Origin of the sequence: Indolivaga alginatilytica (assembly GCF_003201355.1) — a bacterium.
In the GTDB taxonomy this organism is placed as follows: Bacteria; Bacteroidota; Bacteroidia; order Bacteroidales; family Dysgonomonadaceae; genus Dysgonomonas_A; species Dysgonomonas_A alginatilytica.
Map to the genome: position 1 here is coordinate 221,450 of NZ_QICL01000003.1, position 16,440 is coordinate 237,889.

18 protein-coding genes are annotated in these 16,440 nt (G+C 37.1%); 5 read left to right on the forward strand and 13 right to left on the reverse strand.

What is annotated here, in order from left to right:
• Nucleotides 1–118: 118 nt before the first annotated feature.
• The 5 genes from CLV62_RS04945 to CLV62_RS04965 all read right to left on the reverse strand — a co-directional run bounded on the left by CLV62_RS04945 (nt 119) and on the right by CLV62_RS04965 (nt 4,354).
• Nucleotides 119–1,180: an RluA family pseudouridine synthase gene (locus tag CLV62_RS04945; protein ID WP_110309668.1), complete on the reverse strand. Its 1,062-nt coding sequence runs from the start codon at nt 1,178–1,180 to the stop codon at nt 119–121.
• Nucleotides 1,177–1,833 (reverse strand): PASTA domain-containing protein, encoded by a 657-nt coding sequence (locus tag CLV62_RS04950; protein ID WP_146212702.1) that lies wholly within the window; start codon nt 1,831–1,833, stop codon nt 1,177–1,179. Before CLV62_RS04950 ends, CLV62_RS04945 begins: the two co-directional genes overlap by 4 nt.
• A 114-nt stretch (nt 1,834–1,947) precedes the next feature.
• Complete coding sequence (locus CLV62_RS04955; protein ID WP_050709723.1) at nt 1,948–2,412, reverse strand: Lrp/AsnC family transcriptional regulator; 465 nt, start codon at nt 2,410–2,412, stop codon at nt 1,948–1,950.
• 326 nt (nt 2,413–2,738) lie between these two features.
• A complete protein-coding gene (locus CLV62_RS22145) occupies nt 2,739–3,743 on the reverse strand; it encodes an FKBP-type peptidyl-prolyl cis-trans isomerase (RefSeq protein WP_110309670.1) in 1,005 nt (334 codons plus the stop codon).
• Nucleotides 3,744–3,769: 26 nt separating this feature from the next.
• Nucleotides 3,770–4,354, reverse strand: a complete 585-nt coding sequence (locus CLV62_RS04965; protein ID WP_110309671.1) for an FKBP-type peptidyl-prolyl cis-trans isomerase — start codon at nt 4,352–4,354, stop codon at nt 3,770–3,772.
• Between the two features lie 165 nt (nt 4,355–4,519).
• On the opposite strand from CLV62_RS04965, the gene CLV62_RS04970 reads away from it, so the two are divergent.
• Complete coding sequence (locus tag CLV62_RS04970; protein ID WP_110309672.1) at nt 4,520–5,233, forward strand: SIR2 family NAD-dependent protein deacylase; 714 nt, start codon at nt 4,520–4,522, stop codon at nt 5,231–5,233.
• 14 nt (nt 5,234–5,247) lie between these two features.
• Here the strand turns inward: CLV62_RS04970 and CLV62_RS04975 are convergent, their stop codons facing one another.
• The 8 genes from CLV62_RS04975 to CLV62_RS05010 form a co-directional block, all read right to left on the reverse strand.
• On the reverse strand, nt 5,248–5,490 hold the full coding sequence (locus CLV62_RS04975) for a DUF4834 family protein (RefSeq protein ID WP_110309673.1): 243 nt from the start codon (nt 5,488–5,490) through the stop codon (nt 5,248–5,250).
• Nucleotides 5,491–5,758: 268 nt separating this feature from the next.
• On the reverse strand, nt 5,759–6,469 hold the full coding sequence (locus CLV62_RS04980) for a CDP-alcohol phosphatidyltransferase family protein (RefSeq protein WP_110309674.1): 711 nt from the start codon (nt 6,467–6,469) through the stop codon (nt 5,759–5,761).
• The gene (locus CLV62_RS04985) at nt 6,466–7,140 is read right to left on the reverse strand and encodes a phosphatidylserine decarboxylase family protein (protein ID WP_110309675.1); all 675 of its coding nucleotides are present in this window, start codon (nt 7,138–7,140) and stop codon (nt 6,466–6,468) included. Before CLV62_RS04985 ends, CLV62_RS04980 begins: the two co-directional genes overlap by 4 nt.
• Before the next feature lie 149 nt (nt 7,141–7,289).
• Nucleotides 7,290–8,225 carry a ribose-phosphate pyrophosphokinase gene (locus CLV62_RS04990; RefSeq protein ID WP_110309708.1) on the reverse strand — a complete coding sequence of 312 codons (936 nt, stop codon included), beginning with the start codon at nt 8,223–8,225 and terminating at the stop codon, nt 7,290–7,292.
• Between the two features lie 140 nt (nt 8,226–8,365).
• Nucleotides 8,366–9,172, reverse strand: a complete 807-nt coding sequence (locus tag CLV62_RS04995; RefSeq protein WP_110309676.1) for a patatin-like phospholipase family protein — start codon at nt 9,170–9,172, stop codon at nt 8,366–8,368.
• Nucleotides 9,173–9,519: 347 nt separating this feature from the next.
• The gene (locus CLV62_RS05000) at nt 9,520–10,008 is read right to left on the reverse strand and encodes a CvpA family protein (protein WP_110309677.1); all 489 of its coding nucleotides are present in this window, start codon (nt 10,006–10,008) and stop codon (nt 9,520–9,522) included.
• A 108-nt stretch (nt 10,009–10,116) separates the two neighbouring features.
• The gene (rpmH, locus tag CLV62_RS05005; protein WP_050709734.1) at nt 10,117–10,269 is read right to left on the reverse strand and encodes a 50S ribosomal protein L34; all 153 of its coding nucleotides are present in this window, start codon (nt 10,267–10,269) and stop codon (nt 10,117–10,119) included.
• A gap of 188 nt (nt 10,270–10,457) precedes the next feature.
• Nucleotides 10,458–12,170 carry a SulP family inorganic anion transporter gene (locus tag CLV62_RS05010; RefSeq protein ID WP_110309678.1) on the reverse strand — a complete coding sequence of 571 codons (1,713 nt, stop codon included), beginning with the start codon at nt 12,168–12,170 and terminating at the stop codon, nt 10,458–10,460.
• 500 nt (nt 12,171–12,670) lie between these two features.
• Between CLV62_RS05010 and CLV62_RS05015 the strand changes: the two genes are divergently transcribed.
• The 4 genes from CLV62_RS05015 to CLV62_RS05030 all read left to right on the forward strand — a co-directional run bounded on the left by CLV62_RS05015 (nt 12,671) and on the right by CLV62_RS05030 (nt 16,358).
• The gene (locus CLV62_RS05015) at nt 12,671–13,333 is read left to right on the forward strand and encodes a DUF5715 family protein (protein WP_110309709.1); all 663 of its coding nucleotides are present in this window, start codon (nt 12,671–12,673) and stop codon (nt 13,331–13,333) included.
• 12 nt (nt 13,334–13,345) lie between these two features.
• The gene (gene truA / locus CLV62_RS05020) at nt 13,346–14,089 is read left to right on the forward strand and encodes a tRNA pseudouridine(38-40) synthase TruA (RefSeq protein ID WP_110309679.1); all 744 of its coding nucleotides are present in this window, start codon (nt 13,346–13,348) and stop codon (nt 14,087–14,089) included.
• 97 nt (nt 14,090–14,186) lie between these two features.
• The gene (nhaA, locus tag CLV62_RS05025; protein WP_245904007.1) at nt 14,187–15,332 is read left to right on the forward strand and encodes a Na+/H+ antiporter NhaA; all 1,146 of its coding nucleotides are present in this window, start codon (nt 14,187–14,189) and stop codon (nt 15,330–15,332) included.
• A 126-nt stretch (nt 15,333–15,458) separates the two neighbouring features.
• Nucleotides 15,459–16,358 carry an EamA family transporter gene (locus CLV62_RS05030; protein ID WP_110309681.1) on the forward strand — a complete coding sequence of 300 codons (900 nt, stop codon included), beginning with the start codon at nt 15,459–15,461 and terminating at the stop codon, nt 16,356–16,358.
• Nucleotides 16,359–16,440 lie beyond the last annotated feature (82 nt).

A 16,440-nucleotide genomic window follows, 5' to 3' on the forward strand; every position in this document is an offset into this window, starting at 1 on the left:
TAATTTCAGATATATATATTATCAAGTAACGTTAAATATTAAATGCGATGCTTTGTCAACATAACTGTCTTTGTCCGTTGTACTTGTCAAAGCAACAAAAAGGTCTGCGACCTTAAAGTTAAAAGTCTCTATTCGAAATGTAGCCTCTCCATTTATCAATCATAAGAGTCATATCTTCAGGTAGAGGAGATTCAAATAACATTTCTTCTCCTGTACGCGGATGAATGAAGCCTAATGACTTGGCATGGAGTGCTTGGCGTGGACACAAATTGAAGCAGTTCTGAACAAATTGCTTGTATTTTGTAAATGCAGTACCTTTTAATATAATATTACCTCCATATCGCTCGTCATTGAATAGTGTATGCCCTATATGTTTCATGTGGACACGTATTTGGTGGGTACGACCTGTCTCGAGGCGACATTTCACTAGTGTTACATAGCCTAACCGTTCCAATACTTCGTAGTTGGTAACCGCAGGCTTTCCTAGTTCGGGGTCTTCAAAGACAGTCATTTGCAGTCTGTCTCTAACGTTTCTACCAATATTACCTTCTATTCTACCGGAGTCTTGTTCGATTGCACCCCAAACTAATGCGATGTATTCGCGTTTGGTGCTTTTGTCGAAGAATTGTTTTGATAAGTGGGTTTTTGCCATCGGATTTTTAGCGATGACCAATAGTCCCGAGGTGTCTTTATCTATACGATGCACCAAGCCTAAACGAGGATCTTTGGCATCATATTCGGGAGTATTCTGTAAATGAAAAGCTATTGCATTCACCAAAGTTCCGGTATAATTACCATGACCGGGGTGTACAACTAATCCTGCCTGCTTATTGATAACCATTAAATCCTCATCCTCATATACAATATCAAGAGGCAAGTCTTCGGGGATTATTTCAATCTCACGACGCGGACGATCCATAACTATTGTTACGACATCGTTAGGTTTCACTTTGTAGTTTGATTTTACGGGTGTTCCGTTCACTAAAATACAATTTACATCTGCTGCATTTTGTATTCTGTTACGCGAAATTCCGTCTATACGTGTTGTTATAAATTTGTCAACACGCAATAAACCCTGTCCTTTATCGGCTACAAACCGATAATGTTCAAATAATTCGGACGAGTCTTGTTCCGGATCTCCTTCTAGGAGATCTTCTATATCTTCAAGCTGATTGGTCATTCTGTGAATGTTTCACTTTCTTCAGTGTGTAAACTGTCTAGAGAAGTGTCGCTTCCATTGCCATTTCCTACTTTCAAGGTTACGGTCGAGCCCTTTGGTATTTTTTGTCCACCTTTAAGCGGAGTACCTTTGTATTCAACTCCGTAAACTAAATCTTGAAATTCGGATGGAACAGAAACTATGTTAATTTGATAAATTCCTAATGCATTAAGCAGTGTTTCCGCTTGTCTTAAAGAAGCATCTTCAAGATCGGGAATTGCTACTAAAGGTTCATTTCTAGCCTGTACAGTGAGGTATATTGTACGACCATGTTTTACGTTGGACTTTCCGCTTGGGATTTGTTCCAGAATAGCACCGGGTACACCATCTTTCTGAAAAAGTGAGTCTACTATTTCGTATCTTAAATTTTTCGCAGCAATCATAGCTGCTGCATCCTCAATTTGTAGTCCCTTCAAATCAGGAACCTCTATTGCTTGGTCGTGGCGTGTATATTTATTGATAAAAAAAAGGGTAATCCCTGTAAGAACAATAGCAATGAGAACCATTGCTGCTATATTTCTTACATATGTATTACTAATTGCTTTTTTTAGAAAACTATCTGTTTGTTTATCTTTTCCCATTGTATCTCTAAAATCACTTGTTCTAAAGTGCAAAAGTATTAAAAAAAAGGGATGTAAGTTGTAGCTTTTGTATTTTTTAGTAAACGAAAAAGACAATCTATTCGAATAGATTGTCTTTTTCGTCTTATTTGAGTATATATGTGTATGTTACTCAGGCTTTGTGATTGGAATTTGACGTTTTACCCCTTGACTCAAAGAAATCATAGTTTCGGTTGCAACAACACCGGGTATCTCCTGTATTTTATTATTCAGGAGTTCCATTAAATGTTCGTTGTCCTTGGCATATAACTTAACCAAGATTGTATAAGGTCCTGTTGTAAAATGAGATTCTACTACCTCCGGTATCTTATCTAATTCGGGTATTACAGTTTTGTACATCGATCCTTTTTCAAGCTTTACACCGATATATGTGCATGTGTTATAGCCTAAAACTTTAGGGTTGATAATATATCCCGATCCTACGATTACTTTCATTTCGATCATTCGCTGTACACGTTGATGTATAGCTGCTCTGGATACACCGCATTCCAGGGCAACATCTTTGAATGGAATCCTTGCATTCTGCGAAATAATTTCGAGAATCTTTTTGTCAAGTTTATCAATCTTTTCCATATTCTTTCTTTTTATTCTATTTATGTGTCAAATATAGTAGTATTTTTTTACCTACGTATTTTTTTAGGAGAAAAAATGGGTCTTTTACTAGCATATTATTAAAATAATTAAGGTCTCATCTGATTGTAAAATGTAAGATCGTACCATTTAAACTGAACTATATCTTTTAAAGCTCATAAATATCCATCTTTTAATAATCACAGATTCTCATTTATTTTCTTTCCGATGATAAAACAGGAATTGAATTTCTGAAGAAAATCTGTGATTATAATAAAAAAGAGACTGATATATATCAGTCTCTTTTTTATTATGAAGTTTTCGAAAAATTATTTTTCAACACTCACCAATTCTATATCAAAGATAAGAGTAGAGAATGGAGCGATAGAACCAGCTTGTTGTGCACCATATGCAAGGTCGTAAGGGATATATAGAGTCCATTTTGAACCTGCAGGCATCAATTGAAGTGCTTCTGTCCATCCTTTGATTACTTGGCCAACGCCAAATACAACAGGGTCTTTACCTTCGTTAGTTTCAAATACAGTACCATCAATTAAAGATCCTTTGTAGAATACTTTAACTCTGTCGCTGGCAGTTGGTATTGCACCTGTACCTTGTTTAACTACTTTGTATTGAAGTCCGCTAGGAAGTGCAACAACACCATCTTTTGCTTTGTTTTCTTCTAGGAATTTAGTAGCCGCTTCGATTTGTGGACCGTTTTGTTTCTTTAGTTCTTCTTCTTGTTTAGCTTGAGACTTAGCTTGAGAAGCCATCATCTTGCTGTTAACTAGATCTGTAGCGTTTTCAATAGCAAGTTTTTCATGTTTTAGAGAGTTAAGTAAACCGGCAAGTAAAGCTTGTTTATTAACTTGTGCAGAGTCTAATACTTGATTTTGAAAACCTTCAGACATTTGTTTCAATTGGCTGCCAATTTGAAGACCGCTGAAGTATGCATCTTGATCTTTGCTTGTGCTATTGAAACTTTCGCTTAATCCTTTGATGAATTGAACTAAGTTTTTAGAATTAGCTTTATTTAAAGAGTCTATTTTTGAAACCAGAGCTTTTTCAAGTTGAGCTTTCTTTGCAGGATCAGATTCTGCAGCAATACGTTGTCCTTCTACTGCTTTGAACATAGCAGTGTCTTGGATTACGCCTAATTGTGATAGATACTGGTTTAGTCCGCCTTCTGATAGTTGTACTCCGTAAGCATAAGAAAGAGAGTCAACCTCAGTCTTTAAAGTTGCATTAGGAGTACCGGCGCCTCCCTGACAAGAAACAGCCATTGTTCCAATAGCAGCAATTGCACTAAGTGCAAGGATTTGAAATTTTTTCATTTGAAAAATTAATTATGATTTAATTATTATACAATATCCAATACTTCGACTTCGAATACTAATGCTGAGTTAGGTTCGATTGATTGTCCGGCTCCTGCTTTGCCATAAGCAAGATCAGCAGGAATAAACAATTTCCATTTTGAACCTACGGGCATTAATTGAAGAGCTTCTACCCAACCTTTGATTACTTGATTTACACCAAAAGTAGCAGGAGTTCCGCGTTGCACGCTACTGTCAAATACAGTACCATCGATAAGTGTTCCATGGTAGTGACATTTTACCTGATCGGTAGCTTGTGGTAATTTACCTTCTCCTTTAGTGATGATTTCGTATTGTAACCCGCTAGGAAGAGTTACTACAGACGGACGTTTTTTGTTGATCTCTAAAAATTCCTGACCAGCTTTTTCGTTGATGTCAAGTTTTTCTGCTTGTAGATTTGTAAAGTAGTCGTTAATAACGCTCTTAGCTTCGTCGTAGCTCATAGCTGGCTGATTATCGTTTAATACATCTTCCAATGCTTTAGCAAATACTTTGATGTCGATCTTTTTGATACCTGAGCTTAAAAAATTGTTTCCAATACTTAATCCTAGAGCGTAGCTTATTTTATCCATTGTCTTTCTATTATTCGGGATTTTCCTTTTTTTATACCCTACGTTGATTTCTGATTTTATAATCTTGCAAAAATAACTCTTTTAGTGATATTTTATCTAACTTTCATGCTTGAAAATCAAAGATCTTGGTAATTTATTTGTTAAATCTTATAAAAAATATTTGAAGTGAAAAATATTGTTGTTTTAACCGGGGCCGGAATGAGTGCAGAAAGCGGAATTGCAACCTTTAGAGATTCCGGTGGACTATGGGCACAACATCGTGTAGAAGATGTGGCTACACCGGAAGGTTTTCAAAGAAACCCTCAGTTAGTTTTAGATTTTTACAATAAAAGAAGGAGGGAGTCTTTATTAGCCAAGCCTAATAATGGGCATATCGGGTTGGTAGAGATGCAACACGAATATAATGTGCAGATTATAACTCAGAATGTAGATAATTTACATGAAAAAGCCGGAAGTTCAACAGTTATACATTTGCATGGCGAATTGATGAAGGCCCGATCGTCAATAAATCCGGATAAAGTCTACCCTTTGGATCCGTTGAATCCTGATATAAATGTAGATGATAAATGCGAGGACGGATCTCCGCTTCGTCCGTATATAGTTTGGTTTGGAGAGGCTGTGCCCTTGATGGCGGAAGCAGAGGAAATTGTGAGAAGAGCGGACGCTTTGGTTGTTATAGGAACTTCTCTGAATGTATATCCGGCAGCAGGACTTATTAATTATGTATATGCAGGAACTCCTATTTATGTGATAGATCCAAACGAAGTTTCAGTTTCCCGAGGCAAAGTTCATTTCATACGCAAAGGTGCATCGGAAGGTGTAGCTGAGTTGAAAGGTTTACTGAAAGAGCAATTTGAGCATAATAAAAATAAGCAGTAAGTTTAGACTTCTGCTTATTTTACTTCTTCGTAATCAATGTATTCGCCTTCTTCTTTGCTGAATATTTTTTGATGATTATTCTCGTTATGTGATCGTTGACCCTGTTGGTCATCGTATCTATTATTCTGAGTTGACCTGCTGTTATTGAACCCACTCGTTTGTTTAGTAAACAAACGTACGAATCTCAACACAAAAGCTCCGATCAAGCCTATGATTGCAAAGAATACTATTAGTATAAATAAAAAGAAACTACCCATCGAAAATTGTAATAAGTAATATACTAGTATTTATTGCTATATCTTAGAAGTACAACCGATTATCTCTGATATACTTGCTAAAGCAATAAAAAGGTCTGACACCTTGAATGTAAATATACAATGAATACCGATTCAATGAAAAGCTTTTTTGAATATTTAACGACCTTCTGCTAATTCTAAGTAATTTCAACTATTTAGTGATATCACCTCTGTTTATAGGAGGTTCTTATTATATATACTCACCAGAGCGATAAAAAGGCCTGAGGTCTTAAGGTTGCTTTAAGAGTTTAGACGTTGTTGCAGATAGTATTATGTAAAGTATTATTCCTGCAGCAATACCTAATAATCCCCAAAAGGAAATGGCAATTATCATAAAAAGTATCAGAAGATACCTCAATTCGTTTCCTTTGAATTTTATGCTTTTGACTTTTAATGAAAACATGGGTATTTCGGATGTTAACAGAAGAGAGAATACAATAATAAGAGCTATTATCGGATAAAAACTAATAGTTTGGATAAACTCATCTCTTTCACTGATTCCATAACATAAGCTTATCCAGAATAGAGCATTAGCAGGAGTTGGCAATCCTATAAAGGATGTTGATTGACGCTCATCGTTATTAAATTTTGCTAATCTGAGAGCCGAAAATATTACCAGTAGAAAACTAATATATGGTATATATTCCGCAATCGAACAATCAAGTGTATTTATTGTTGGTGAATCAGACAAAAGCCTGAATACAACAAGAGCAGGTGCTACTCCAAAACTAACCATATCAGCCAAAGAATCTAAATCTTTACCGATTGTAGAGCTTGCTTTTAGGAGCCTTGCTGCAAATCCATCCGAAAAATCAAAAACAGAAGCAATTATAACCCATATAACAACCCATAAATAATTACCATTGAATGCCATGACGCAAGCTATACACCCCGAGAAGGCATGCATTGATGTAAGTAAATTTGGGATATGTTTTTTCATACGTTGTTTTGTAACGGAAGTTCTCCTATAACAGTTTGATTACCTGTAACCTTTTGATCCATAGTTACATTTATTTTAGTGTCAAGCGGTAGAAATAAATCGACGCGTGACCCTAATTTAATGAAACCCATGTGCTCATCGATATGTGCTTCATAGCCTTCATCTGGATATGTAACAATTCGTTTTGCCATAGCACCTGCTATCTGACGCATAAGTATTTCTACTCCGTCTTCTCGTCTTATGACGACTGTAGAACGTTCGTTTTCGGTGCTTGACTTAGGTAAATATGCCGCTTGGAAGCGTCCGTTATGATGCTTTTTCAATATCACTCTGCCATTAATAGGAAACCAGTTGGCATGCACATTTAATGGCGACATAAATACGGATACCTGTAATCTGTTGTCTTTAAAATATTCGGGTTCGAACACCTCTTCTATTGCTACGATTTTACCATCGGCCGGACACACAATGGAGTTGACCATATCGCCTGTAAAACGGCGGTATGGACTTCTGTAGAAGTTAAGAACAATAAAAAAGAATGTAACAGATGCACCTAGTACTAAAAAGGTGAATATGTTTTTCCCAAAAAAGTAGACCAAACTACCATTGAGTACCAATAGTATGCAGATTAGTATTGCTAGTTCACTGCGCCCTTCGTGATGGAGCTTCATCGTTTCAATATATATTCGTTATTATTTAGCCTTTTAACAAGCAAAAATATTCTTATTTGCTGACATGGCAAAACATTATTGGCTTTTTCAAAAATAAAGATTGGGTTCAGTAATAGAATTACGAACCCAATCTTGCTATATGTGTTGGCTTACAGAACGTACAAAGAGCTGATAGACTCATTGTTACATACTCTTCTGATTGAGTCTGCAAAAACATCGGCTACAGAAAGAATTGTAACTTTTTCGCATTTCTTTGAGTAAGGAATACTGTCTGTGAATATAATTTCAGATAGAGCCGACTGATCTACACGTTCCGATGCCGGATCAGACATTACTGCGTGGCTGGCAATAGCTTTAACCGAGCGTGCACCATGCGATTTCATCAGATTGGCAGCTTTAGTTATAGTGCCTGCTGTGTCAACTATATCATCAACAAGCAATACATCCATTCCTTCTACATCTCCAATGATTTGCATTTCAGATATTTCGTTTGCTTTCTTACGTAGTTTATAACCGATAACCATAGGAACACCAAAATATTTGGCATACGAACTGGCACGCTTTGTTCCTCCTACGTCAGGAGTTGCTATTACAAGATTTTCACGATCCAATGTTTTAATATAATCAGAGAAAATTGCAGAAGCATATAAGTGGTCTACCGGTACATCAAAGAAACCTTGTATCTGATCGGCATGTAAATCCATTGTAATGAGTCGGTTGATTCCTGCTGCACTTAGCATATCAGCAATAAGTTTAGCACCTATGGATACACGAGGCTTGTCTTTGCGGTCTTGCCTTGCCCATCCGAAATAAGGAATAACTGCAACAATAGAACGGGCTGAAGCTCTTTTAGCGGCATCTACCATTAATAATAGTTCCATCAGATTGTCCGAAGAAGGGAAGGTTGATTGAATCAGGAATACCTGACGTCCTCTTATCGACTCTTCGTATGATACAGAAAATTCGCCATCGGCGAAGTACTCAATATTCATATTGCCGAGTGGACAACCTAAACTATTACAGATTTTTTCAGCTAAGTAACGAGATTTGGTTCCCGAGAAGATTTTGAATGGTATCTGTTCCATTTGTTCCATTGATGAGTTGTTTTATTGTAATTGTAGATTTATCGAGTGCAAATTTATAAAACTATTTGTTAGGAAATGAATATCAATGCATAAATTATGCCATTAACACTATTTCGGATATTGTTTGGGCTGGTTATTTGTTAGTACGGAGTGAGTAAACTCTCATATAACGCCTTGTTCTTATCTTTCTCTAGCTCCTGCATAGCAACCTCATAGCCTACATTGAAAATATCTTTAGTATGTTCTAAAGTGAACATGGCATAGGAAGATAACCTATCGGGTTCTATTAACAGATCGCAAAGTTTCCGATCAGCCAGAGAGTTTGATACCGAGATATAGTGAAATGATCGCTCGGCAATATATAGCAGAGAGTTCTTGTATTTTAGTTTAGTAAGAGGTGCCACATTTACACCTATTATACTTTCGCACTCGAAGCGGATGGGTGTTACCGGAAAGTTTTTAAATAGACCTCCGTCTACATAGTGTACCTTCTCTATCTCTACAGGGGTAAATACAATAGGGTAGGCGCACGATGCTGTAATTGCCGGAATAAGCGGTCCTTTGTCAAATACGGTGCTTGTTCCGTTGGCTATGTCGGTAGCCACTACTTTTAGAGGAGTTTTCAACTCTTCGAAAGTTCTTGCTTTCAGGTGTGTCTTCAAAAACTGCCTGAATCGATCTGCTTTAAATATACCTGTGTGTGGAATAGTAAGCTCGGCAAACTCTTTGAAAGCCTTTTTGTGAAAGAAGGAAAGTATTTCATCGGGACTGTTGCCATCGGCATACAGTACTCCGGCAAAAGCTCCTGCACTTGTTCCCGCTATTATAGACGGGGCAATCCCTTTTTCTTCAAGGGCTTTAAGTACGCCCAGATGTGCAAATCCTTTTGCGCCTCCGCCACTTAAGGCTAATCCTAATTTATATTTATAAGTATTGGCTGTGCTCATAAGGAGTAAATCTCAATTGGATCATAAAAGTAAAGCATTTAAATGATAAAAAGGACTAATTTAAAGAGCAATGCCAATCAATAACCGAAATAGTTACACAACAGGGTGACATTCGTTCCAAAAAGTAATCAATAAGGTTACAAAGGTTACTGCCGGTGTTACTTTTGCGTGTTTTTTTAATGTTCTGTATATTAATGAGTAAGAATAAAAAAGGTTACAAAGGTAACAAAAGTAACATCTTTTTTACGATCTTTATTTCTCTTGTTTTTTCTTTGTTCGGTCAGCCGCTACTGTACCCTGTTAACTGATTACTGTTGACTGCTAACTGATAGATAAAACCTGGCTTCTTAATCGAAACTGAATTTGAGGAAGGGAACCAGTTTAGGAGCAAAAGGCTGAATGTATTTATAGGTGGCAGATCCATTACGTATTTTAGGAGCTAACAGTTGATGATGTTCATCGGCTTGTACGATAAGGTTTACAGCAATACTTATTGCGAATAACCATTTGGTAAGGCATAATGCAATTCCGGCTAATTTGTTTATTGTACCCATTTTTACCGTCTTTAGTATTTCCTCCATCATGGTTCCCAGTAAGTAAAAGGACGAAATGATAATGAGGAAAGTAAGAGCATATGACAGAGGAGCAGCCATATAATCGGGTATTTGTTTTATATGCTTTACGTAGGGAAGAATCAGAATGGAGAGTTTGCCCGACAGAACGGCTCCTACTATAAGACCGGCGAGCGTAGATAATTGCTTAACTAAACCTGTTTTATATCCTTTTATGATACAATATATTATCACTATGATTATGCAGATATCAAACCAATTCATCTATTTAAATTAGGTAAGTAACGGTACTTGTATGAATGACAAAAGTAAGAATTAAAATTAATTCCTACTTTTATTTTATACAGAAGACTAAACGAATAGTCTATTCTATTATTTCGCAGCTTCGTCAGATACAGTTAATTTGCCTCTGCCTTTTGCTCTACGAGAAGCTAATACTCTACGACCGTTAGCTGTAGCCATTCTCGAGCGGAATCCGTGTTTGTTTATTCTCTTTCTTCTAGAGGGTTGAAAAGTTCTTTTCATTGCTATATTATATTATTCGTTATTGTTTCTGATCGAATTTGGCTTGCAAAAGTAGATAGTTTATTTTAAATATACAAGTATATCTTTATTTTAAGTAATGTAAAATATTTTATTGCTGTATTTTACTGCTTTTACAATCCATCTGTTTTGTTGCCTGTTTTTTTCTGTTGTAAATAGTACGACGTACTCTAATCGATCGGTGTTTTGTTTGCCGCAGCTTGTTCTCTTAATATTTTTTCGGCTTTTGCCATAGCTAAATTAATATTGGGGCATATATTCTTTTCGCCTAGCAGTTCACAGAATCCGAATTTTTCGAGTGCTGCCCTTACGTTTGGTCTTACTCCCGAAAGTATCATTCTTATGTCTTCATCCTGAGATTTTTTGCATAAACTCTCTAGATTGTGCATTCCGGTGGAATCAATAAAGGGAACTTTACGCATACGTATAATTCTGACCAAAGGCTTATCTTCTATAACGCGCATGCTCTCTTCAAACTTATTGGCTATACCAAAAAAGAATGGGCCGTCAATCTCATACACTTCAACGCCTTTGGGTATTATAAGATTGTCATCCGATGAGGCTCCCTCCTTGTCCGATGGATTCAGTTCGTCCGTGATAACCGAGACTTCGGTGACATCCATAATACGTTTCATAAATAAGAATACTGCAAGCAATAAACCTATTTCGATGGCAATAGTTAAATCGAAAATTACAGTTAATAAGAATGTGGTAACCAATACCATTACATCTGCCTTAGAATTTTTCAGTAAAGCCAGAAAAGACCTCCATTCACTCATGTTATAGGAAACAACAATAAGTATCGCAGCTAAACAGACCATGGGTATATGTTGGGTTAAACTTCCCAAAAAAAGAACCACTAATAATAAAAATGTAGAGTGAACTATGCCTGCAATAGGGGTTCGTCCACCGTTGCTGACATTGGTCATAGTGCGAGCTAAAGCTCCTGTTGCAGGTATACCGCCAAACAGGGGGGCTACAATATTGGCAAGCCCTTGTGCTATCAGTTCCATATTCGAATTGTTCTTTTCGCCCGTAACGCCATCTGCAACATTAGCTGAGATGAGCGATTCTATTGATCCGAGAATTGCCAATGTGAAGGCATAGGGGAATAATGTATTAATAGCTTTTATGCTAAAAGTAATACCTTGTATGTGGGGTAATTCGCTGTTTATGCTGAATCGGTCGCCAATTGTTTGAACCGTATCGATATTGAGGTAATAACGAAGAAAATATACAATCACTGTTACAAGGACAACAGCTATAAGCGAACCCGGAATTTTCTTCGATACTTTGTGTGCAAAGATAATGATGAGTAAGCTTAAGACTCCAATACCAACGGTAACAAGGTCTGTACTATTTAAATTAAGAATGTATTGTTGCCATTTACCCAAAAAATCAGGAGGAATGTTTTTAATATCAAGCCCTAAAAAGTCTTTTATCTGAGTGGAAAATATCGTGACGGCTATACCGCTCATATAACCGACTATAATAGGATAGGGAATATATTTGATGACGACTCCCAGTTTTACGACTCCCATCAGGATGAGGATTATACCCGACATGACCGTCGTGATAACTAATCCCTGAAAACCGAATTGTTCGATAATATTATATACGATTACTATAAATGCGCCCGTAGGACCTCCGATCTGGACGGTACTTCCTCCAAATACGGAAATTATGAATCCTGCGATAATAGCCGTATAAAGTCCTTTTTCGGGGCTTACTCCCGATGCGATACCAAATGCAATAGCGAGGGGAAGTGCAACAACTCCAACAATTAGACCGGCCATGAGGTCGGCCATAAATTTCTCCTTATTATAACCTTTTAAGGAGTCAATAATTTGCGGTCTGAATGTTTTTAAAAAATCCGTGTTCATAGCTCTATAAATAAATGAAAGTATTTGATGATATACTTTCGAATTATAACAGACTATTGCTGTTATGCTTACCAAAGCAACAAAAAAGGTCTGAAACCTTATCGTAACCTTTGGTTTTGAGCCTGCAAAGGTATGAAATGATTTTTGGTTTACCTCATAATCTGAAATCCATTTGTTTTAACATCCCCGGTTAATCCGAAAATCGTTTATTTTCTTTAATTTTGTGACTCAAAGGTCTCAGACCTTTTTATTTCTTTGGCAAATGTAATAACGATAGATAGTTATAATTATAAAACAGTGCGATATCAGTTTTATAGTAGAGTTTATATCCAATAAAAGTATATTCCATTGAAATAGTGTGATTAAAAACAAATCGTTATGAATTAGATATATAGTTATCTATTGAATTGACTCTATTACTTCATAGACTTTCCCGGATAAATAATATCCTGTTGTAAGTCGGATATTTCAGAATGAGCACTTTTATTAAAAGAATATTGATGAATTTTCGTATTTTATTTTTCTTATCCGTTTTTTTCTTCCTATTCGGAGCTTGCAAGGGTAAAAAAGAAGAATCTGCATCAGTCGATAATGCCGAAACCAGAACGTATACCCGATTCAGGGGGGCGTATAAGTCGTTTAACGATATGCCCGAATTACATTTGGAGGCAGCTCAGCGAAAAGGTATTTTACCTATGGGGGTAAGAGGCGATACAGCTAAGCATCTCAATGATATGGTACATTTGCCTATGGAATTGGATTTATATAAAATAGACAAACTCAAACATTCGATTCCTTACCTGGTGGGCGATGCTTCTAAACTGTTGGTGCAAATCAGTTCGAATTTCAGAGATTCCCTTATCAGTAAGAAACTGCCGGTTTATAAATTAGTCGTAACAAGTGTAACCCGTACTCTCGATGATGTTGCTTCCCTGACCAAACGGAATGGTAATGCAAGTAATAATTCGGCACACTGCTATGGCACGACTTTTGATATTTCGTGGAAAAGATTTGAAAAGAGAGGGCCTAAAGGTGATAACGATGTAAGTACCGATCGTCTGAAACTTATTCTTGGCGAAGTATTACACGACCTTAGACAAAGAGATCAATGTTATATTGTGCATGAGAAAAAACAGGCTTGTTTTCATATAACAGTCAGATAAGAAAGGTTGGCAATGAGTAGATATTTTATGTACTTGGCTTATAATGGCACTAATTATTGCGGATGGCAGATTCAGCAAAATGGACTTTCGATACAGGAAGTAATCGAAAAGGCTTTAGCTACCTTATTACGTGTACCCACGCCCATTCTGGGTGCAGGTCGTACCGATGCAGGAGTGCATGCCCGACAAATGATGGCTCATTTTGATGCTGAGGTAGGAGATACCGTCATGCTGACAGAAAAACTGAATCGTGTTTTACCAAAGGATATTGTAATATATAAAGTTGTCAGGGTTAAAGAAGATGCTCATGCCCGTTTCGATGCTGCATCTCGTTTGTATCGGTATTATATGACTACACAAAAAGATCCGTTTATGTATCCTTATAAATATAAGGTACACGGCGATATCGATGTAGACAGAATGAATAGGTGCAGTGAAATTTTATTCGACTACATAGATTTTACAAGCTTTAGTAAATTGCATACCGATGTTAAAACAAACGATTGTACTATTATGTATGCCCGATGGGAGCAACAGGGCGATGATTACATATTTACAATCAAGGCAAACCGTTTTTTGAGAAATATGGTTCGTGCAATTGTCGGCACACTACTAGAGGCCGGACGAGGAAAACTGGATGAGGCAGGAATGCGAAGAATAATAGAAGCCAAAGACAGAGGTGTTGCAGGATGCTCGGTTCCGGGGCATGCTTTATTTCTGGAAGAGATTGAATATCCCGATGAAATTTTCGGGTAATACATAAGTGATAGAATCTAGGGATATGAAAAAAGTATGATAATATATATGGAAAAAACTGTATGTAATATTCAGCTAAATTAAAAACCCTAATCAAATGAATAGAATGTTTTTAAAACCATTACGAAAAGCTTTATCGGACGAGAAATCCGGAGGTGTCGTGTTGATAATTTGTACGATAGTTTCTTTGATAATAGCAAACTCGGCTTTTAAGGAACAGTACCTTCATTTCTGGCACATTCCATTTGCAGGGCTCAGTCTCGAATTGTGGATTAACGATGGTCTGATGGCAATCTTCTTCTTAATGATCGGTCTCGAACTGAAAAGGGAAGTGGCCGTCGGAGAATTTTCCCGTCCCCGAAATGCAATATTGCCCGTTGCCGCAGCCTTGGGAGGAATGATAGTTCCCGTAGCATTCTTTCTGCTATTCAATCTGGGATTACCCACTCAATCGGGTGTCGGTATACCTATGGCAACCGATATTGCTTTTGCATTAGGAGTATTATCGTTATTGGGAAAACGGGTGCCCACATCATTGAAGGTGTTTTTAATGGCTCTGGCGGTGGTTGACGATTTGGGAGCAATTATGGTTATTGCTATCTTCTACACCAAAGATCTTATGCTCCTCGACTTGTCTGTTGCATTGGGAATATTCGCTTTTCTAGCTGTATTGAACAGATTTAAAGTGCATTCGCTTATACCTTATTTTATAGGTGGTGCTGCAATGTGGTATTTCATGTTACAGTCGGGTGTTCATGCGACTATAGCCGGAGTATTGCTTGCTTTGGTAATACCTTCTGCTGACAGGAAGGACGGACGATCTCCTTCTTTTATGGTAATGCATAAACTACACCTTCCTGTTACTTTTATTATACTCCCCGTATTTGCACTGGCAAACACAGCTGTAACCATATCATCGGATTGGCATACCCTTTTTGCCGAACCTATATCGTTAGGTATTCTTAGCGGATTGCTTTTGGGTAAGCCGATAGGTATTACATTGGCATCTCTGATTGTTATTGTGGCAAAGTTGTCGAAACTGCCAACAGGAGTCAACTGGTATAATATGATTGGTGCAGGATTACTCGGGGGGATAGGATTTACCATGTCGATCTTTATTACCTTATTGGCATTCGATGATCAGGAAATAATAAATACATCAAAAATAGTAATTCTGACAAGTTCTCTTCTTGCGGGAGTTCTTGGATATATATGCTTGCACATGACCTTAAAGAAGTCGTAGGTAGATATAAGTAATGTGAAATTAATGTAAAATATTTATTGCTATATTTCATAATTGTAACAGACTCTATTTGTCACACTTGCCAAAGCAATAAAAAGCTCTGAGAGCTTAAATACAAAAAAAAATATGTGGTTAGGTTTAGCGTTTCTTTCGGCTTTCTTTTTAGGGTGTTACGATATAAATAAAAAAATGGCGGTTCATAATAATGCGGTAATACCCGTATTGTTCCTGAATACGTTCTTTTGTACCTTGTTTCTTCTGCCCTTGTTTTTGTTGTCAAGAGTAGTTCCTGCAACTATCGAAAATACTATTTTTTATGTCCCAACGGTCAATTTCGAGGCTCATCTTTATATCATACTCAAATCAATAATCGTATTGTCATCTTGGATATTCGGTTACTTTGCTGTTAAGCATCTGCCGTTGACGATAACAGGGCCTATTAATGCAACCCGTCCCGTGATGGTTTTGGTGGGTGCATTGCTTATATTTGGAGAGCGTCTCAACTTTTATCAGTGGATAGGTGTTATACTGACTATTGTTTCGTTCTTTTTATTATCGGCTACAGGAAAAAAGGAAGGAATTAATTTTCGTCAGAATAAGTGGATACTGTTCATCTTCATTGCTTCCATCTTGGGTGCAGCCAGTGGGTTGTATGATAAATACCTGATGCAGAGAATCAGTTCCACTTCAGTGCAATTCTGGTATAACCTCTATCAATGTATCATGATGTTTGTGATACTGGTGATATTATGGTATCCGAAGCGGAAAAACTCGACTGCTTTTAGCTGGAAATGGAGTATTCTCCTTGTATCGCTTTTCCTGACTATAGCCGACTTCGTTTATTTTTATGCACTAACCAAGCCGGATGCACTGATTTCTATCGTATCTATGGTGAGGCGTGGTTCTGTAGTCGTTTCTTTTATCGGAGGAGTATTCTTCTTCCATGAAAAAAACTTAAAAGGGAAGGCGATGGATCTGATCTTAATTATTATAGGAATGTTTTTCCTATATTTGGGTACAAAATAATTAACAAAGGGTATTTGAGGCCTGATGCCTTTTTATTCTCATTAAAGCAACAAACAGGCTTGAGGCCTTAGACGATTACACA